Source organism: Georgenia deserti, assembly GCF_042680605.1.
Lineage (GTDB): Bacteria > Actinomycetota > Actinomycetes > Actinomycetales > Actinomycetaceae > Allobogoriella > Allobogoriella deserti.
Genome location: NZ_JBHUEE010000002.1, coordinates 361936 through 381321 on the forward strand (window position 1 = coordinate 361936; position 19386 = coordinate 381321).

17 protein-coding genes and 1 riboswitch are annotated in these 19386 nt (G+C 71.8%); of the genes, 4 read left to right on the forward strand and 13 right to left on the reverse strand.

The annotated features are described in order from the left end of the window. The first annotated feature begins 322 nt into the window (after positions 1–322). Positions 323–1513: an ornithine--oxo-acid transaminase gene (gene rocD / locus ACFSE6_RS05365; protein WP_388003108.1), complete on the forward strand. Its 1191-nt coding sequence runs from the start codon at positions 323–325 to the stop codon at positions 1511–1513. A gap of 12 nt (positions 1514–1525) precedes the next feature. Here rocD and ACFSE6_RS05370 read toward each other — a convergent pair whose 3' ends face one another. The 3 genes from ACFSE6_RS05370 to ACFSE6_RS05380 all read right to left on the reverse strand — a co-directional run bounded on the left by ACFSE6_RS05370 (position 1526) and on the right by ACFSE6_RS05380 (position 4511). Then, positions 1526–2449, reverse strand: a complete 924-nt coding sequence (locus ACFSE6_RS05370) for a universal stress protein (RefSeq protein ID WP_388003111.1) — start codon at positions 2447–2449, stop codon at positions 1526–1528. A 189-nt stretch (positions 2450–2638) separates the two neighbouring features. After that, positions 2639–3433: a C40 family peptidase gene (locus tag ACFSE6_RS05375; RefSeq protein WP_388003114.1), complete on the reverse strand. Its 795-nt coding sequence runs from the start codon at positions 3431–3433 to the stop codon at positions 2639–2641. A gap of 2 nt (positions 3434–3435) precedes the next feature. Continuing rightward, positions 3436–3599, reverse strand: a riboswitch (cyclic di-AMP (ydaO/yuaA leader). Between the two features lie 129 nt (positions 3600–3728). Next, positions 3729–4511 carry a metal-dependent transcriptional regulator gene (locus ACFSE6_RS05380; protein WP_388003117.1) on the reverse strand — a complete coding sequence of 261 codons (783 nt, stop codon included), beginning with the start codon at positions 4509–4511 and terminating at the stop codon, positions 3729–3731. A 152-nt stretch (positions 4512–4663) separates the two neighbouring features. On the opposite strand from ACFSE6_RS05380, the gene ACFSE6_RS05385 reads away from it, so the two are divergent. After that, positions 4664–5644, forward strand: a complete 981-nt coding sequence (locus tag ACFSE6_RS05385; protein ID WP_388003120.1) for a citrate/2-methylcitrate synthase — start codon at positions 4664–4666, stop codon at positions 5642–5644. 13 nt (positions 5645–5657) lie between these two features. On the opposite strand, the gene deoC is transcribed toward ACFSE6_RS05385, so the two are convergent. Together deoC and ACFSE6_RS05395 are read right to left on the reverse strand one after the other, a co-directional pair. After that, on the reverse strand, positions 5658–6365 hold the full coding sequence (gene deoC, locus ACFSE6_RS05390) for a deoxyribose-phosphate aldolase (protein ID WP_388003123.1): 708 nt from the start codon (positions 6363–6365) through the stop codon (positions 5658–5660). 111 nt (positions 6366–6476) lie between these two features. Then, the gene (locus tag ACFSE6_RS05395; RefSeq protein ID WP_388003126.1) at positions 6477–8438 is read right to left on the reverse strand and encodes an arylsulfotransferase family protein; all 1962 of its coding nucleotides are present in this window, start codon (positions 8436–8438) and stop codon (positions 6477–6479) included. A 178-nt stretch (positions 8439–8616) separates the two neighbouring features. Here ACFSE6_RS05395 and serC point away from each other — a divergent pair, with 178 nt between their 5' ends. Beyond that, positions 8617–9729 (forward strand): phosphoserine transaminase, encoded by a 1113-nt coding sequence (gene serC, locus ACFSE6_RS05400; protein WP_388003129.1) that lies wholly within the window; start codon positions 8617–8619, stop codon positions 9727–9729. Positions 9730–9885: 156 nt separating this feature from the next. Here the strand turns inward: serC and ACFSE6_RS05405 are convergent, their stop codons facing one another. Next, entirely contained in the window at positions 9886–10866 is a 981-nt protein-coding gene (locus ACFSE6_RS05405; RefSeq protein ID WP_388003132.1) for an acetylxylan esterase, read from the reverse strand. Between the two features lie 83 nt (positions 10867–10949). Here ACFSE6_RS05405 and ACFSE6_RS05410 point away from each other — a divergent pair, with 83 nt between their 5' ends. Beyond that, positions 10950–12185: an amidohydrolase gene (locus ACFSE6_RS05410; protein ID WP_388003135.1), complete on the forward strand. Its 1236-nt coding sequence runs from the start codon at positions 10950–10952 to the stop codon at positions 12183–12185. A gap of 30 nt (positions 12186–12215) precedes the next feature. On the opposite strand, the gene ACFSE6_RS05415 is transcribed toward ACFSE6_RS05410, so the two are convergent. From ACFSE6_RS05415 to ACFSE6_RS05445, 7 genes are all read right to left on the reverse strand, one after another. Continuing rightward, a complete protein-coding gene (locus ACFSE6_RS05415) occupies positions 12216–12581 on the reverse strand; it encodes a carboxymuconolactone decarboxylase family protein (protein ID WP_465254124.1) in 366 nt (121 codons plus the stop codon). A gap of 275 nt (positions 12582–12856) precedes the next feature. Next, positions 12857–14116 (reverse strand): MFS transporter, encoded by a 1260-nt coding sequence (locus tag ACFSE6_RS05420; RefSeq protein ID WP_388003141.1) that lies wholly within the window; start codon positions 14114–14116, stop codon positions 12857–12859. Positions 14117–14133: 17 nt separating this feature from the next. Next, positions 14134–15159, reverse strand: a complete 1026-nt coding sequence (locus ACFSE6_RS05425) for an ABC transporter ATP-binding protein (RefSeq protein WP_388003144.1) — start codon at positions 15157–15159, stop codon at positions 14134–14136. Further along, positions 15156–16169 (reverse strand): ABC transporter ATP-binding protein, encoded by a 1014-nt coding sequence (locus tag ACFSE6_RS05430; RefSeq protein ID WP_388003147.1) that lies wholly within the window; start codon positions 16167–16169, stop codon positions 15156–15158. Before ACFSE6_RS05430 ends, ACFSE6_RS05425 begins: the two co-directional genes overlap by 4 nt. A 14-nt stretch (positions 16170–16183) precedes the next feature. Continuing rightward, the gene (locus ACFSE6_RS05435; protein WP_388003150.1) at positions 16184–16969 is read right to left on the reverse strand and encodes an ABC transporter permease; all 786 of its coding nucleotides are present in this window, start codon (positions 16967–16969) and stop codon (positions 16184–16186) included. A gap of 101 nt (positions 16970–17070) precedes the next feature. Further along, positions 17071–18426: a metal-dependent hydrolase family protein gene (locus tag ACFSE6_RS05440; RefSeq protein WP_388003153.1), complete on the reverse strand. Its 1356-nt coding sequence runs from the start codon at positions 18424–18426 to the stop codon at positions 17071–17073. 22 nt (positions 18427–18448) lie between these two features. Next, positions 18449–19384 (reverse strand): ABC transporter permease, encoded by a 936-nt coding sequence (locus ACFSE6_RS05445; protein ID WP_388003156.1) that lies wholly within the window; start codon positions 19382–19384, stop codon positions 18449–18451. Between the last annotated feature and the right edge of the window lie 2 nt (positions 19385–19386).

Consider the following 19386-nt stretch of genomic DNA (forward strand, 5'->3'; position numbering starts at 1 on the left):
GCCGGCGGGCTGGCCGACGGCGCGAGTGGGTGCGTGCGACCGACGTCGGGGCGGTCGCGGCGGGACGGACCGATCGGTCCCGGCGGGCAGGCTCTACTCGCCTGCGGCGGTGCTAGGCCAGCGGCTCAGGCACAGGTGACCGGCGCCGGACACACCATGCTCGCCTTACGACACAGGTCGATGGCAAGGCGCACGGTGAGGTTCCACGTGTTGCGCACGGTCTCTCCTGGATGGATGGCGACGGCCGCGAGAGCGGGCCGCGGCTCATCGTAGCGGCGCGATCGGCGCCCGGAGTCGCACCGATCCTCGTATCGTCCACGTTGTGAGACATCTCGCCCCGAACTACCAGCCGCTCGACGTCGTCCTCACCGCCGGGGAGGGCGCCTGGGTGAGCGACACCGCCGGCCGGCACTACCTCGACTGCCTCGCCGGGTACTCCGCCCTGAACTTCGGCCACCGGCACCCGGCGCTCGTGGCCGCGGCACAGCGCCAGCTCGAGCGGTTGACGCTGACCTCACGGGCGTTCACCCACGACCTCCTGGAACCGTTCGCGCATGCCGTGACGGACCTGACCGGCACCGAGATGCTGCTGCCGATGAACACGGGCGCCGAGGCGGTGGAGACGGCGATCAAGGCGGCCCGGAAGTGGGGCTACGAGGTCAAGGGGGTGCCTGCGGGACGGGCGAGCATCGTCGTAGCCTCGGGCGCCTTCCACGGGCGGACGACGACGATCGTCTCGATGAGCGACGACCCGCAGGCCCGTGACGGGTTCGGTCCGTATACGCCCGGTTTCCGCATCGTGCCGTACGGCGACGCGGATGCCGCGGCCCGGGCGATCGACGAGACCACAGTTGCGGTGATCGTCGAGCCGGTGCAGGGCGAGTCGGGCGTGATCGTCCCGCCGGACACCTATCTACCCCGGTTGCGCCGGTTGTGCGACGACGCTGGCAGTCTGCTGGTGCTGGACGAGATCCAGTCCGGCCTCGGACGCGCCGGCAGCACGCTGGCGCAGGACCTCACGGGCGTGCGCGCCGACCTGACGACCCTCGGCAAGGCCCTGGGTGGCGGGATCGTCCCCGTCTCGGCCGTCGTCGGCCGCGGCGACGTGCTCGACGTCCTCACCCCGGGCACCCACGGTTCGACCTTCGGCGGCAACCCACTCGCCTGCGCCGTCGGCCTGGCCGTGGTGGACCTGCTACGACCGGGCACCCTGCAGGCCCGGGCGCGCGAACTCGGCCGCATGCTCCGGGACCGCACCGATGCGATGGTCGCCGACGGGCTGCTCGCCCGGGCGCGGACCGTCGGGCTGTGGGCCGGTCTCGACGTGGAGTCCTCGCTCGGGCTGACCGGTCGTCAGACCTGCGAACTGCTCGCCGACGCCGGGGTGCTCGCCAAGGACACCCACGGCCGGACGATCCGGCTCGCGCCGCCGCTGATCATCGACGAGGACGATCTCGATCTCGCGATGACGCGGCTGCGCGAGGTGCTCCTCAGCGCCCGCGACAGAGCCTGAGCGGCGGCTGCATTACCGGTTCCACGGGACGTCGGTGGGGCTGAGTCCCTCGTCGGCCGAGCGGGCCGGCACCACCATGACCGGGCACACGGCGTGATGCAGCACAGCCTGACTCGTGGAGCCGAGGAGCAGGCCGGCGAAACCGCCACGGCCGCGGGAGCCGACGACCACGAGCTCGACGGCGGTGGAGAACTCCGCCATGAGGGCGGCCGCGTTGCCGTCGAGCGCGTGCTGACGGACCGTGATCTCGCGATCACCCACCGCGGTCTCGACGGCGACGCGCAGCCCTTCGCGCACGTCCGCCAGGACGTCCTCGCGGTCGACCGCGGCCGGCAGCCACGCCATGGCGCCGGCGCCGGTGGCGATCGGCACGGCCGCGACGGCGCTGAGCTCGGCGTCCCACAGGATCGCCTCGTCGACCGCGCGGCGCAGCGCGATCCGTGCCGACTCGGACCCGTCGACGCCGACCACGACACGGCGGACAGGACTGAACGGACGGTTGGAGCCGAGCGGGACGACGACCGTCGGGCAGTGCGCGTGCGCCGGCAGCGCGGAGGAGACGGTGCCCAGCAGCCGGTCGGTGAACCCCCCGCCGCCGCGCGTTCCCACCACGACGAGGCAGGCCTCCCGGGAGAGGTCGACGAGCACCCCGGCCGGATCGCCGGTCTCCAGCGCGGAGGTCACCTCGACGCCCGAGTTCTCGGTGCGCGCCACAGCCTCGTCGACGACGGTCTGCGCACCCTGGTGGATGGCGGTGTCGTCCATGGCCGCGTACCCGCCGTCCAGCGAGGCGGCGGTGAAGGACGGCAGCGCGTAGGCGCACACGATGTGCAGTCGCCAACCGCTGCGTTGCGCCTCGGCGACTGCCCAGTCGACGGCGCCGTGACTGGCTTCGGATCCGTCGACGCCGACCACGACAACCTTCTCCCGGGTCATCGGCGGCCTCCCTTGTTGACGTGGCGTTGACCTCTGTCTTGCCCCTGCACAAACCTTAACGGCCGGGGGCGGGCACGTGAGCACAACCGGGGCGGCGACACGCCACGGGCCCACCCCGTCAGGGATGGGCCCGTGGTCTGCGCGAGGGATCCGCCGTGCTCGCCCGGCGCGTGGCGGGCGTGGGCAATCTCAGGCGACGCGGATGAAGACCGGGTTCGACAGGTAGATCGGACCCTCGGTCAGCGGCGTACCTGGGTTGCGGGCGGCGATGTGGTTGCCGTTGCCGGTGTAGATACCGACGTGCCCCGGAGCCCAGATGAGGTCGCCCGGCTGCGCCTCGGAGGCGGACACGACCGTGCCGGCGCCGTACTGGGCGCTCGAGGAACGCGGCAGCGAGATGCCGACCTGGGCGAAGACGTACTGGGTGAAGCCCGAGCAGTCGAAGCCGGCCGGGGTCGAGCCACCGTAGACGTACGGCGTGCCGATGTACTGCCGGGCGATATTGACGATCTGCTGACCGATGCCCGACGCCGGGACGGACTGCGTCTCGGCCGGCTCAGCCGGCTCGCTCGTCTCGGCGGCCTCCTGCGAGGAGACGTCCTCGCGGACGGTGTCACGCGAGACGCCGGTGGAACGGTCGAGGGTCTCGACCGGCTCGGGCTCCGGCTCGGGCTCCGGCGGGGGCGTGGCCTCGACGGTCGCCTCCTCGAGCTCCCACGAGACGTTGCTCGGGGTCTCGACGACCGGGTTGGTGACCAGGGACGCACGAGCCTCGTCGGTGATGGCTGCGATGTCGGCCTGGGGCTGCGCCTGCGTGGTGGTGTTCTCCGGCGCCGCGGCGGCCGAGGAGGCCGCCATCGTCAGCGCGAGGCCGGAGGACGCGAGCGTGAGCACGCTACGGCGCGGCGAGAAGGACAACTGGGCAAGTGGGGTCCGCGGACGCACCGCAGCGCGGTGCCGGCCCCTGGTGGTGACGTCTGACAACGAATACCTCTCCTGACCGCCTACGGGGTGAGCTGTCGGGTTCGGGCCGGAGCAGCCCGGTACGGCCGTGGCCGTACTTCACCCCAAGGTCCCGCCCGCCGCTACGCGCCGTGCTGAACCGAGAACCGTGGTTCCCCCGAGTCCCTGCCGTTCGCTCTGTTCGCACCGACCCCGGAGTGGCGGCAGGGCTCGGCGGCCGCTCCGGAGACTTCACGAAGGAGGGATCGTGAAGCGCTGGAACCATACCCAGCCGGACACCGCTCTGTCACATTTCGATCACGGCGCGTGTCGAAGCTCACCCGGAGACGAAGAGGTGACGGGCGATCTCCTCGGGAACCTCGAGCTCCATCTCGGCGCCGGGGACGTGCAACGCCACGACGTCGGCACCGGGAAGCACCCGCAGTTCCACGCGGGTTCCCGGCCGCAGCCCGGCGTCGGCCATCCGGGCGAGGAGCTCGACGTCCACCTGGAGCGGCTCACCGATCCGCTCGAGCACGACCTCCCGGCTCGCGGCCTGACCGGCGGGCGCAGCGGCGACGTCGGTCAGCGGCCGGCCCGGACGCGTCACGCCGTCCTGCGCCACGGACCGGCTCCCCGCCGGGCCGGACTCGAGCGGGCCGGACTCGGCGCGGCCGAACGGCTCGCCGGGTCGGCGGGGCTCGGCCAGCTCCCCCAGGCCCGGGATCGGGTTGCCGTACGGGTCGACGTGCGGGTGGTCGAGGAGGTCCACGAGCCGGCGCTCGACCTGCTCGCTCATCACGTGCTCCCAGCGGCACGCCTCCTCGTGGACGTGTGGCCAGTCCAGGCCCACGACGTCGACCAGCAGCCGTTCGGCCAGGCGATGCTTACGCATCACCTGGACCGCCCGCTCGCGCCCGGCGTCGGTCAGCTGCAGCTGCCGGTTGTCGGTGAGGACGAGCAGCCCGTCGCGCTCCATCCGGGCCACCGTCTGCGACACGGTGGGGCCCGAATGGCCCAGCCGCTCGGCGATCCGGGCGCGCAGCGGCACGACGTCCTCTTCCTCGAGCTCGTACACCGTCTTCAGGTACATCTCGGTGGTGTCGATCAGGTCGCTCACGCCCGCTCCTCTTCTCGCCGGATCCGGTACCGACCGGCGGGACCGTCCAGGGCAAGGATAGGGAGTCGCCGGGCCCGCTGACCTCCCCGGACACCAAAGGGGCCGGTGCCCGGATTTCGCCGGGTCTGTCCTGCCCGCCTATCCTGCGCGTGATGAGCGCCACAGCCGGGCCGCCCGCTCCGATCTTCTCCGTCGACGACGACGGTGCGCCCCGGTACCGCGGGATCGGTCTGCGCGAGGTCCGGGCCATGCCGTTCGGCCGGTTGTGGGGCCTGCTGGCGGGTACCGAGCGGGACCTGCCCCCGGCCGAGCCGTACCACCTGCCGGTCCGGACCGGCGACACGCGCGCGGACGTGCTCTCGGCGTTGGCCCAGCTCGCCCCCGTGTGGTCGTACCGGCCGCTCAGCGAGATCTCGCTGGAGCAGGCCCTGGACAACCTGGCGCGGGCGTCGGCGATGACGCTGAGCTTCGTGGCGCAGTCAGCCCGCGGCGTCGACGTCCCGGCGGTGCCGCAGCGTGAGGTCGATCTGATGGAGACGGCCACCGAACGCTTCCTGGTGCGCTGGCGCGGTGAGGCGGACCCGGCGGCGGTGCGGGCGCTGGACGCGTTCTGGTTGGCGGTCGCGGAGAACGGTCTCTCTCCCTCGACCCGGACCGTGCGGCTGGCCGCCGAGGTCGGCGCCGACGTCGCCGGGTGCCTGGCGGCAGCGGTCGCGGTGGCGGGAAGTCCGTTCCTCGGCGGGGCCGTCGCCCGCGGTCTCGACGTGGTCGAGGAGGCCGAACGGAGCGGTGACGCCCGGCCCGCGGTCCGTGCGCTCGTCGAGCGGCACGGCGCAGTTCCGGGCTTCGGTGAGGCGTTGCCGGCGGATCTGCGGGCGCAGGTGGTGCGCGAGGCGTGCGTCGAGATGGGTGCGCGCCGGCTGGACGCGGCCGATGCCGTGGCCACCGCAGCCGAGGAGGTCCTCGCCGAGCGGGGCGTGCCGGCTCACGAGCGAGCCCCGAACACGATGTTCTGGGGGGCGATCCTGCTCGATCATCTGGGCGTGCCGCCACCGATGATGTGCTCGGTGTACGTGTGCGGCCGGACCGCCGGATGGTCGGCACACGTCCTCGAGGTGCGGTCGGGCCGGTAGCCGGTCCGGGCTGTCAGTCAGCCGGCAGCTCCGCCACGACGGCGTCGGTGCCGGACAGGCCCAACCGGGTGGCACCCGCGGCGATCATCTCCAGGGCGGCGTCGGCGGTACGGATGCCGCCCGACGCCTTGACGCCGAGCCGTCCGCCGACCGTGCGGGCCATGAGCTCGACGGCGTGGGTGGTGGCGCCGCCGGCTGGGTGGAAGCCGGTGGAGGTCTTGACGTAGTCGGCGCCGGCGGCTTCGGCCGCCCGGCAGACCTCGACGATCTGCTCGTCGCTCAGGACTGCGGACTCGATGATCACCTTGAGTACCACGGGCGGGGTGGCGGCCTCTCGGACGGCGGCGATCTCGGCGCGGACCGCGCCGTACTGTCCGGTGGTCGCAAAGGCGAGGTTGACGACCATGTCGATCTCGTCGACGCCGTCGGCGACGCAGCGGGCGGCCTCGGCGGCCTTGACCTCGGCGTGGTGGGCGCCGGAGGGGAAGCCGCAGACCGCGGCCACGGCGATGCCGTTCGCCTCGGCGAGCGGCAGCAGCGACGGGGACAGGCAGACCGCGTAGGCACCGAGCCGTCGCGCGTCCGCCACGAGCGCGCTCACCTGGTCCGGCGTGGCCTCGGGCTTGAGCAGCGTGTGGTCGACGATCCCGGCCACGGACCGGGCGGTGACCGGCGCGGCGAGCGCACGGGCTGCGGCATCCATGAGGTCCTGCGAGGGCATGCTGGCCTACCTTTCGACAAGTGAGCCGGGGAGCTGGCTGCTGGGCCGACCCGGCCCGCGCGCGTCGCCAGCCATGCTACGGACGTCCGGCGCCGGTGAGCCACCGCCGGATCAGCCGCCCACGGGGGCGGTGGCGAGCACCTCGCCGTCGGCGTCGAGGGCCTCGACCTCCAGGCCGCCGCGACCGACGTCGTCGCCGAGGTCGACGGCGGTCTCGAAGCCGGTGCGCTCGGCGGTGGCGACCTCCTCGCCGTCGTCCGTGACCCGCCAGGCGGCCACCTCGGTGGCGCCGTTCCAGCTCACGTGCACCGCACCGGCGGCCACGACGGCGCGCGGGCTCGTCACCGGCGTGCCGGTCCACTCCACGCGCTGGGCGCGGTAGGACGTGACCCGCAGGTCCCCCGGTATCGCGGCGTCGAGGAGGACCTCGCCGTCGCTGTCGAGGAGCGACCAGCGCGGCAGGCTGCCCCAGCCGAGCTGGGCGGTGCCGTCCGGCAGCTCACCGTAGTTGGCCTGGCTCTCCGCCCACAGCTCCTCCGGGTGGCCGACCTCGCGGGCGACCTCGGCGGTCATCGCCTCCTCGTCGACGTCCAGCGCGAGGCCCCGGCTGACTTCCCGCGTGTCCGCACAGTCGCCGCCGTTGTCGAAGAGGGTGATGGTCCCGTCCGGCATGCGGCGGACGTCGTGCTGCCGGTAGAAGCGGGCGCCGTCGCCCATCTCGAAGTCGGAGTCCGTCCCGCCGAGGCGCCACCGCACCGCCCCCGTCTCGCGGTCCAGCTTGTACGCGGCGCACACGTGCCGGGCGGAGATGAGCAGGTCCCCGTCGTCGTCGACGTCGATCGAATTGAGATGGAAGTAGTCGTACGGCTCGTCGCCGACGTCGAGATAGGTCTCGTCGAGGTAGGACTCCTCCAGGCCGACCTGGCCGACGCTGTGCCATTCGAAGAGCATGGCGCCGGTGGCGAGGTCGATCTCCTGGATGACGTTGTCGACGACGGCGCCGCGGCTCCAGCCACCGATGTGGGAGGTGTCCATCCGCACCGGCTCGTAGCTGAGCATGAGGGCGGTCCCGCGGTCGGTGAGGTGGAACTCGTGCGAGTCCGCGTCGTAGCCGCCGGCCATGTCGACCCGGGCGATCTCGCTGTAGGTCTGGTCGACGATGACGGCGTGGCCGTAGCCGTAGCCCACGGGCTGGCGTCCCTCCCACCAGGTGAGGACGGGTTCGCCGTCGAGCTCCTGGACCTGCACGTCGCGGGCGTCGGCGCCCGTGACCGGATGGAACCACACGGGGTCACCGGCGTCGTCGACGAGCATCGGCCCCTTCTGGCCGTACCCGCCCTTGACACCGATGGCGGTCATGCCCGGCGAGGAGTCCGGGCCCGTCCCGGGGCCGGCCGACGGGTCCGTGGTGCCCGCCTCGGGGCCGGAGACGTCGACCACGGGGGGTTGCAGGTCCGGCTCGGAGCGGTAGTGCCGGACATGTTCGGCGGGGACCTCGCCCTCGCTGGTCTCGGCGTTGAGGACAGCCCGGCTGACCGGCGGCTCCTCCAGCGCGGGCCGCTCGGCCGGCTGGGCGACGGTGAGCGCGTACTCGCCGTCGTCGGCGCCGCGCACCGCCATCGCGGTGCTCACCGTGATCTCCTCGCCGGGTTCGAAGGGCTCGTCAGGGCGCCAGCTCACGCCGTCGCCGTCGCTGTGCTCGACGAACGTGCCGTCGTGCTCGCCGGTCTGCGTGCCGGTGACGGTCAGGCCGTCGAGGTCGGTGGGCCCGCGGAAGCTGAGCTCGGTACGCGCGGAGACGGTGACGGTTCCGGGGCTGGGGAAGGCGCTGACGTCGCCCGAGGCAGGATCGACCGGCTCGGCGAGCTCCGGCTCGGGTGGTGAGGTGTCGCGGGTGTCGTAGGTGACGAGACCGCCCACCAGGACGAGCCCGACGACGCCGGCGACCAGGCCGCGCCGCCACCGGCGCCGCCGTGGCCGTGAGCCGCGGGCCGCGGCCGCAGTGTCCGCCGGGCCCCCCGAGTTCGCCGCAGGGTCCGGTGCGGGGTCCGCCTGGGTGGTGCGCTCGGTCATCGACACAGTCCTTCCGCTCACCGTTCCTGGGCGCAGCCTGCCACGACCGTTGCTCCTCATTGGAGGCAGGTTCGACAGTCGAGGCCCCTGACACGTGCCTTCGACCAGGCCCGCCTCCGTCGTGCGGGTCACGGACACGGCGCGGCGACCACGCCCGGTGATGGCAGGATCGGCCTCCATGGAGACTGTCGCCATCCCGACCCACATGCTGCCCGCCGACGGCCGGTTCGGCTCCGGGCCCTCCAAGGTCCGGCAGGCGCAGGCGGACATGGTCGCCGCGCTGGGCGGGACGGTGCTGGGGACCTCGCACCGCCAGCCGGCGGTCCGCTCGTTGGTCGGCCGGGTACGGGAGGGCGTTGCCGAGCTATTCGGCCTGCCCGAGGGGTACGAGGTGGTGCTCGGCAACGGCGGATCGACGGCCGTGTGGGACGCCGCGGCCTTCTGTCTGGTGCGTGAGCGTGCCCAGCATGCGGCGTTCGGCGAGTTCGGCGGCAAGTTCGCGTCGGCGACCGACCGGGCGCCGTTCCTGGCGCCGTCGGACATCCGGCGCGCCGAACCGGGTGGGCTGGCGGTGTGCACGGAGGCAGACGGCGTCGACCTGTACGCGCACCCGCACAACGAGACCTCGACCGGTGTCGTCTCACCGGTACGACGCATCGGCGGCACGGACGCGTTGACGGTGGTGGACGCGACCTCGATCGCCGGGGCGTGCGCGATCGACCTGGCGGAGACCGACGTGTACTACTTCGCCCCGCAGAAGGTCTTCGCCGCCGACGGCGGGTTGTGGGTCGCGGTCTGCTCCCCCACCGCGCTCGAGCGCATTGCCGAGCTCACCGCGAGCCGGTGGGTCCCCGACGTCCTCAACCTCCAGCTCGCCGTCGAGAACTCGCGCAAGGACCAGACTCTGAACACCCCGGCGGTGGCCACGTTGGTCATGCTCGCCGAGCAGCTCGACTGGTTGAACGAGCGCGGGGGTTTGAGCTGGGCGGCCGCCCGGTCCCGGGAGTCGGCCAAGATCCTCTACACCTGGGCTGAGGCCAGCGACGTCGCGGCCCCGTTCGTCGGCGAACCCGCCTGGCGCTCTCCGGTGGTCGGCACCGTGGATCTCGACGAGCGGGTGGACGCGGCGGCAGTGGCCGCACAGCTGCGGGCCAACGGCGTCGTCGACACCGAGCCGTACCGCAAGCTCGGCCGGAACCAGCTCAGGGTCGGCATGTTCCCCGCCGTCGACCCGGAGGACGTGCGCGCGCTCACCGTGTGCGTGGATTACCTCGTCGAACGCCTCGCCTGAGCCGCCCGCCCGCGACTCGTCATTCATGTGCCGACTCGTCATTCCTGTGCCGACCGGTCACGTGTGCGTCGCAGGCGGCGCGGTGGACTCGCGCACGACGAGTCCCGGAGGCACACGGCGCGAGCGCCAAGCACCTCGTGCCAAGGACTGCAGGCTTTACGGGAGGGTCGCGAGCCAGCCGATCTGCCGGGTCAGCTGGTGCGCCTGGCCGCCCTCGTGCTGGTTGAAGGGGTAGACCTCGATGTCTTTGACGACGTCGCTCGCCCGGGCGCCGTAGTTGTTGTACGCGGCGTAGACGGTCGACGGTGGGCAGGTGGTGTCCATGAGCGCCACGGAGAACAGCGCCGGAGCATCCGCTCGGCGGGCGAAGCTCACGCCGTCCAGGTAGGACAACGTGCGGAAGACCCGCTCCACCTCGCCCCGGTGGACGGCCAGGTACTGGGTGATCTCGCCGTAGGGCATGGCGCCGGTGATCTCGGTCGCGCGGCGGTAGTGGCACAGGAACGGCACGTCCGGCATCACCGCGCGCAGGCCCGGGACGAGGCCGGACACGGCGAGCGTGATGCCGCCGCCCTGGCTCGTCCCGGCGACCGCGACGGCGGTCGGGTCGACGTCGTCGAGAGACCGGACGGCGTCGACGGCGCGCACGGCGTCGGTGAACACCCGGCGGTAGTAGTGCTCGGCCGGGTCACCGATGCCGCGCGTGAGGTACCCGGGAACGGCGGGCCCGGAACCGGCCGGGTCCCCCGTGTGACCACCGGCGCCCCACCGGCTGCCCTGCCCGCGGGTGTCCATGAGCAGGTGGACGTAGCCGGCGTTCGCCCACGCGAGGTGCTCCACGGGCAGACCGCGGCCCCCTCCGTACCCGAGGAACTGCACGACGGCGGGCAGCGGGCCGGTCACGTCGGCCGGCCGGGTCAGCCAGGCCTTGATCGGGTGACCGCCGAAGCCCGCGAAGGTGACGTCGTAGCTGTGCACGAGCGCGAGCCCCGTCTCGACCTGCTCGAGCCGCAGCTCGAGGTCGACCGACCTGGCCTCCCCGAGCGTCTGTGACCAGAACGCGTCGAAGTCGTCCGGTTCGTCGATCTGCGGCAGGTACGTCTCGAGCGCCTCGGGCGCCAGGTCGAACAGGGGCATCCACGTCTCCTTCGCTCCAGCCGCCGCGACGGCCGCGTCGCGGTCCGCCCAGCACAGTAGTGCCGCCCTGGCAGGATCGGACCATGACGTCCACCGCTTCCGTCGTCGACAGTGTTCCCGGGCTGCGGGAGGACCTGCACGCCCTCTACCGCCAGCTGCACGCCGCACCGGAACTGTCCATGCAGGAGCACCGTACGGCCGCACTCGTGCGCGCGCGGATGGCCGAGCTCGGGTTCGAGACCCGCCTGTGCGGCGGAACCGGTGTGGTCGCAGTGCTACGCAACGGTTCCGGACCCGTCGTCGGTTTCCGCGCGGACACCGACGGCCTGCCGGTCGCCGAGGCGACCGGACTGGACTACGCCTCGACGGCGCGCGGGGTGCTGCGCGACGGCAGCGAGGTCCCGGTCATGCATGCCTGCGGTCACGACATGCACATGACCTGCGCCGTCGGCGCCGCAGCGGTGCTGGCCGCGCATCGCGACTCCTGGGCGGGCACGGTCATCTTCCTCTTCCAGCCGGGCGAGGAGACCGCCGAGGGAGCGGCGGCGATGGTCGCGGACGGGCTGTGGGACGTGGCACCGAGACCGGAGGTCGTCTACGGCCAGCACGTGTGGCCGGCACGGGCCGGGAGCGTCGAGGTCACCTCGGGGCCGGCGATGGCCATGGCGGACGCGTGGACGGTGCTGGTCCGCGGGCGCGGCGGCCACGGATCGAGCCCGCAGCACACCATCGACCCGGTCGTCCTCGCCGCGCACATGGTGGTCCGGCTGCAGTCCGTCGTCGCCCGCGAGGTCGCTCCGCAACAGGCCGCCGTGGTGACGGTCGGGAGCTTCCACGCGGGCCTGAAGGAGAACGTCATCCCGTCCGCGGCGGAGTTCACCGTCAACGTCCGGTCACTCGACCAGGCGGTCCGCGAACGGGTGTTGGCGGCGGTACGACGCATCATCCGCGCCGAGGCGCAGGCCTCCGGTGCTCCGGAGCCGGAGATCACCGAGCTCTACCGGTTTCCCCTGCTCGTCAACGACCCGGACGCGACGTCGTCGGTGCTCACCGCGCTGCGCGAGGCACTGGGTGGGGAGAACGTGCGCGAGTGTCCGGCGCGGATGGGCAGCGAGGACTTCGGCCATCTGCCTGACGCGATCGGCGTGCCCGGCGTCTACTGGTTCTTCGGTGGCCACGACGCGGAGGCCGTCGAGAGCTCCGAGGCCCTGCCGAGCAACCACAGCCCCGAATTCGCGCCCTCGATCGAGCCGACCGTCACGACGGGTGTCGCGGCGGCGCACGCGGTGCTCATGTCCCGCCTGGCCACCGCCGGCTGACCGTTGCCAAGCCGCGGTACTCGGGCAGCCTCAGACCTCGTAGGCCTCGACGGTGGGTTCGAGGCCGTCGGCGCCGACGACCTCCTTCCAGGCCTCGAAGCCGGCGGAGAAGACGATGACGCCGGCCTCGGGCAGCGTGGTCTCGATCGCTTCGAGGATCTCCTGCGGGGTGGCACCGAGGTCGAGCGCGAGCCGGATGTGGCTCTGGATCTGCGCCTTGGGTGCGCGGATCACCGTCTGAGTGGCGATGAAGATGAGCTCCTTGGTCTTGCGGTCGAGCGTGCGCTCCTTGAGGTAGGCGGCGTCGACGAGCTCGTTGGCCGCCTGCAGCACTTCGAAATCGTGCTTCGCCATGACCTTGTGGTAGTCGAGGACGTAGCCGCGCTTGCGGGCCATCTCGTCGATGTACTGCTGCGGGTCCTGGTCTGCGCTCACCTGTCCGGGTCCTCTCTGACGGTCCGGCCGGGCGGTCGCCCGGTCCGAGGCCATCCTGCCCCGGACAGCGGAGGGCACGCGCCCGCCGCCTCTCGCTCTCCTGACCTAGTCCCTCCTCGGTGAGAGGGAGGGCGTGGTCGCCGGGAGCAACCACGTCCTCCCTCTCGAGCGCCCGTGATACCGGCAGGGCACACGCCGGTGGTACCGGCACGGCACTAATGAGGCGGCTGGACCGGCTACCGATCGGTCGACAGCGGACGGCGCGGCCGCGAGGCCACCAGCACCACCACGACGACGGCGAGCACGACGGCGCCCGCGACGTTGACCCCATAGAAGCCTCCGGCGGTGAGGATCGGCCCGGCAACCGCGGCCGCCGCCGCACCGGCGTAGTTCATCCCGGCATCGGCCGCGCCCTGCAACGACACCCGCATGTCGACGTCGTCGATCCGGGCGATCATCGTCGACCCGGCGATGGTCACGGCGGACCAGCCGAGGCCGAGGAGGAAGAGCGCGACGGCGGTCATCCCCATCCCGGTCATGCCAGCGGCGACGTAGCCGAGCAGCACCGAGATGCCGAGCACCGCGACGCCGAGCCAGGACGTCCGGACGGGACCGAGACGGTCGGTCAGCCAGCCGAAGACCGGGCTGAACGCGAACATGCCGAGCGTATGGCCCGAGATCACCAGACCGACCACCTGGAGCGTCATCCCGTGATGCTGCATGTGCAACGGAGTCATCACCATCACCATGACCATCACGGCGTGACCGCCGGCGACGAGCGTGACGCCCACCCGGGCGGACGGTTCACCCGCCGCCCAACGCAGGGCCGCGAGGGCACCGACCGGGCGTGCGGCCGGTCCGGTGGCGACCGGGCGGTGGTTCGGATACAGCACGAGTACGGCGAGGCCGGCGAGCAGGAAGCCCGCCAGCGAGAACAGGTATGGTCCCGCGAGCCCGGGCAGCGAGAACTGCTCTCCGAGCCGCTCCCCCGGGTCGGAGAGGTTCGGACCGGCCACCGTGCCGACCGTCGTCGCCCAGACGACGACCGACATCACCCGTGCACGCTTGCCCGGTGCGACGCCGTCGGTCGCGGCGTACCGGGACTGCAGGTTGGTGGCCTGTGCGACGCCGAACAGCAGCAGCCCGCCGAGCAGCAGCAGGAGATCGGAGACGACGGCGGCGACGATGACGGTGGCGGCGCCGAGCAGGGCGAGGGCGTACCCGATTCCGAGGGCCAGGCGCCGGCCGCGACGGGCCGCGAGCCGGGCGAGCGGAATCGCAGCGAGCGCGGCGCCGAGCACGCTGGCGGTCTGCCCGAGGCCCGCGAGCGCGGTGCCGCCGACCTCCTCCACCAGCAGCGCCCCGACGGCCACCGAGGAGGCGACACCGATCCCGCCGAGCAGGTTGGACAGGACGAGGGCACCGACCGGACGCCGGGCGACCGGTGCGTCGTCGTCGGTCGGGGGTGCGGCGACGCGATCGGCAGGCTGACTCACCCGCATATCGTCGGCCATCAGGCGGCACCGGCGAAATGACATTCCGCGACGTGCCCGGGCCCAATCAGTACCGGCGGCGGCGCCTTCTCGGCGCAGACGGCCTGCGCCAGCGGACAGCGGGTACGGAACCGACAGCCGGAGGGCATGTCGAGCGGGCTCGGCGGGTCACCGTCGAGAACGATGCGCTCGCGGCGCGCCCGTGGGTCCGGTACCGGCGACGCGCCGAGCAGCGCACGGGTGTACGGGTGTGACGGCCGTTCGAACAGCGCGTCCACGGGTGCCGTCTCGACGATCCGTCCGAGGTACATGACACCGACGCGGTGCGCCATCTGCCGCACCACCGGCAAGCCGTGGGCGATGAACAGGTACGTCAAGCCGAGCCGGTCGCGCAGTTCGGTGAGCAGGTTGACGATCTGTGCCTGGACCGACACATCGAGGGCCGACACGGCCTCGTCCGCGAGAATCAGCTGAGGGCTGAGCGCGACGGCGCGCGCAATGCCCACACGCTGGCGTTGTCCGCCCGACAAGGCTCGTGGCCGGGTTCGTGCGCGGCCCGGGTCGAGGCCGACCGCCCGCAGCAGGTCGGCGACTCTGTCCTCCAACGCCGAACCGCGTAGCCCGTCGAACACGCGCAGCGGCTCGCCGACGATATCCCCGACCCGCATCTTGGGGTCGAGCGACCCCATCGGATCCTGGAACACGACCTGCATATGGCGACGGGCACGCCTGAGCGCACTGCCCTCGACGGCGGTGATGTCGCGGCCGTCGAAGTCGATGGTGCCCGACGTCGGCCGGGACAGCCGTACGGCGAGGCGGCCGAGCGTCGACTTGCCGGACCCGGACTCGCCGACGAGCCCGAACGTCTCACCACGCGCGATGTCCAGGCTCACGCCGTCGACGGCCCGGAGGATCCCTGATGCCCGGAACGGGTTGCCGGAGGTGCGGACCCGGAAGTGCTTGGAGACGTCCGTCAGGGACACCAGTGGATCACGCACACTTAGGTGCTGAGCGGCACCGGCCGGCGTGGTCGCAGAGGTGGTCATCGCGTTCCTTCCGTCGCGAACTCGGACGCCCGGGACAACGGGTACCAACAGGCGGTGCGGGATGCTCCCACGTGCTCCAGCGGTGGATCGGCCGAAGCGCACTGCTCGGTGGCACGGGGACACCGGGGGTGAAAGGCACACCCGGACGGCAGCCCGGATGGGTCGGCGACGGTCCCGGGCACCGCGGGCAACACGGGAGGCCGCTCGCCGGTCATCGGGGGGATGCAGGCCAGCAGACCGGCGGTGTACGGATGCTCGGCAGCGGTGAAGACGCTCAGCGGATCGGCATCCTCGACCGTGCGGCCGGCATACATCACGACCACCCGGTCGGCGAGGTCCGCGGCCACGCCCATGTCGTGGGTGACGAGGAGCACGGACATGTCGTTCTCGCGGCGCAGGCGGTCGAGCAGCTCGAGGATCTGGGCCTGCACCGTGACATCGAGCGCCGTCGTCGGTTCGTCGGCCAGCAGCAGGCGAGGTCGGCTCAGCAGCGCCATGGCGATCATGACGCGCTGACACATGCCCCCGGAGAGCTGGTGAGGGTAGGACCCGAGGACACGGTCGGTGTCATGGATGCCGACCTCGAGGAGCACCTGCCGCATGCGGTCCCACTCGGCGCGGGTCGACAGCCGCTCGCGGCGCCGCAGCGCTTCTCGGAGCTGGGACCGCACGCGGTACACCGGATCGAGGGAGCTCAACGGCTCCTGGAACACCATCGACAGGTCACGTCCACGCATCTCGCGCCTCTCCTCGCGGGAGAGCGAGAACAGATCCACGCCGTCGAACGAGGCGGTGCCGGTCACCGTCATGCGCTCGTCCAGCTGGGTCAGACCCATGACGGTCCGCGCGGTGACGGACTTGCCGGACCCGGACTCCCCCACCAGGCAGACGATCTCACCGGCCCGAACCCGCAGCGTGGCGTCCCGCACGAGAGGGACGACGGTGCGGCCGGTGTCGAGCTCGACCCGCAGCCCGTCGAGATCGAGCAGGGCGCTCTCGTCGGTCGTCATGGCGTCTCCTTCGGTCAGTCGGCGTCGAGGCGGTCGCGCAGCCAGTCGCCGAGGATGCTGACGGCGATCACGGTCAGGGTCAGCGCGAGGCCGGGAAAGGTGGAGATCCACCAGGCGTTCGCGAGATACGGCTGCCCCATGGCGAGGAGCTGTCCCCAGTCGGGCACGTCGGTGCGCGGACCGAGACCGAGGAAGCTGAGCGAGGCTCCGAGCACGATCGAGGTCCCGACGGTCACGGTGGCCAGCACGACCCCTGGCGCCACGGCGTTGGGGAGCACGTGCCGCAACAGGATCCGGACCGATGAGAAGCCGGTGGACCGCGCCGCCTCGACGAACAGGCGACTGCGGACCGCGATCGCCTGCCCGCGCAACACGCGGTAGAACTGGGGAACGACCGAGATGCCGACGGCGATGACGAGATTGGTGGTCGACGCGCCGAGCGCCGCCGTGACGACGAGCGCGAGCAGGACTCCCGGAAAAGCCATGAACATGTCCATGACGCGACCCGCAAGCATGTCGACCCAGCCGCCGAGATAGCCGGTCAGCAGGCCGATCAAGCCCCCGATGACGAATCCGACGACCGTGGCCAGCACCCCGATCACCAACGCGGTGCGGGCGCCGTGGACCAGCAGTACGGCGACCGACCGACCGTAGTGATCGGCTCCCAAGATGACGGCGCCGCTCGGTGCGGTGAGCGCCCGCTGCGGCTGCAGCGCCGTCGGATCGGTGTCGACGAGCACCTGCGGGACGGCAGCGGCGACGCCGACGAGAACCAACCAGACAGTGGCGGCGACGATCACGGTGCGGTTCACATTCAGGCGTGGCAGCACGGGTCGGCGGGACCGGGCGGCTGGTGTCACGCTGTGATCGGCCGTGCTCGGTGAGGTCGGCAACGCGGCCATCAGGTGCCCTTTCCGGCGGGCACGCCGGCGCCGTCGGCGGGCGCACGGTCTGCCTGCGGTCCAGCGCCGCTGTCCGTGGAGTCCCGCAATCCCGCACCCTCGGAATGCATGGCGGCGCGCATCGCGGCAAGAATCGGCGAACTGCTGAGGTCGACCTCGGGCAGCGGCGGTAGCGCGTCGGGGACGAACCTGCTCCCCCGGGTCATGACGTAGCGCAGGTCGTGCAGCGCCCCGACGTCGGCCCGCGGGTCGCCGCCGACGGCGATGAGGTCGGCGGCGTAGCCGGCTGCGAGTCGACCGGTCACGTCGGCGACATCGAGCGCCTCCGCGGCGCGCGTGGTCGCCGCGGCTAGGACGTCTGGGGCCGAGAGGCCGAAACCGGCGAGTGCTTCGAGTCCGCCGACGAACCCGTGGTGCGGGGTGTTGTCGATGCCTGCGTCCGTGCTCGCGATGATCGAAGCGCCGGCCTCGTACAGCAGCCCGACGGCGAAGCTCCGTTCCGGTAGCAGTTCGCGCAGTTGGGGCATCCGGAAGTTGCACGTGGGTGAGACGTGGACGTCGGCCGCGGCGATCGCATCGACGAGGGCGGGATCGATGTCCCCCCAGCCGTCCTTCCCCTGGAACGAGCAGTGTTCAAGGGTGTCGACACCGGCGGCCAGCGAGCGGCGGATGCCCTCGACGCCGTGAGCGTGCGCGGCCACCTTCTTACCCAGGCGATGCGCCTCGTCGACGGCGGCACGGATCTCCTCGACCGTGAACTGAGCGTGCCACGGCGCCGACCCGCGCGTCATGTTCCCGCCCGTGGCCATCAGCTTGATGGCGTCGACGCCGGCCTTGTGGTGGCGCCGAACGGTACGACGCATGTCCTCGACGCTGTCGACCTCCGCTCCCATGAACCAGCAATGTCCCCCGGTGACAGTGATCGCCGGCCCGGCAGTCACCATCCGTGGGCCACGGGCGGTGCCGTCGAGAATGGCCTCACGCACTACGACGTCGAGGTACCCACGGGCACCGAGGTCACGCGCAGTGGTCACGCCGACCGAGAGGAGTTGGCGCGCCGAGGCGAGCATTGTGGCGACCTGCTGCGCGTCCGACTCGCGCATCATGCGCGCGACCGGCTCGGCACTGCCGTCAAAGCCGAGATGCACGTGTGCGTCGATCAGTCCAGGAAGGATCGTGGCGTCGCCGAGGTCGACGATCTCGGCCTCGGGGTCGAGCAGGTCCGAACCGGGCGAAGGAAGTTCGGCCCGCGGGCCGATCCACCGGATGGTCGTACCGTCCACCACGACGGCGCCGTGGTCGATGGGTGTCAGGTCGGCACCGGCCAGCACTCGATCGGCATACAGAACCTTCATGGCACTCTCCTTCCTTGCCGTCTCACGACCGGGCCGGCGTCATACGGACGCGCGGGTCGATGACCGCGTACGAGACGTCGACGAGGACATTGATGACGATGTAGATGACCGCGATGACCAGGACGACACCCTGGATGACGGGATAGTCGTTGCTGCCGATGGCCTGCACGAGCATCCGGCCGAGCCCCTGCCTGGTGAACACGGCCTCGACGATCACGGCGCCGGCCACGAGCGCCCCGAGCTGTAGGCCGACGATAGTCACGGTGGGGATGACGGCGTTGCGCAGCACGTGCTTCATCACGACGACGCGGGGTCGCAGCCCCTTGGCGTGCAACGCGGTGACGAACGTGTCGCCGAGCACCTCGATCACACTGTTGCGGACCAGCCGCGTGACCGTCCCGGCCGCCGACAGGCCGAGGGTGACGGCGGGAAGGACGAGGGCGCGCAGTCCGTCGTTGCCGGTGGCGGGTAAGAGACCGAGGCCGAACGAGAACACCATGATCAACAGCAGCCCCACCCAGAACGAGGGCATCGCCGTGGTGACCAGGCTGAGCACCCGGACAAGGCTGTCCACCGCACCATTGCGGTGCATGGCGGCGACACATCCGAGCACCATTCCGACGACGGCGGAGATCGCGGCCGCGGCGAGGGCGAGTTGCATGGTGGGCCCGATCTCGGCCGCGATCATCGACGTGACCGGCTGTCGCGTCGCGTAGGACGTGCCCAGGTCCAGTGCCAGTGCTGAGGTCAGGAACGTCCAGTACTGCACGGGCAACGGATCGTCGAGCCCGAACTGACGCCGGAGGTCCGCCACGACGTCGGGAGTTGCCGACGCGCCACCCAAGATGGCCGCGAGAGGATCCCCCGGGAGCAGCCGTAGGGCCACGAACAGGATGACCGTGACGCCCAGGGCGGTCGGGATGCCCGCGAGCAAGCGTTTCGCGATGACGGCGGTCATGG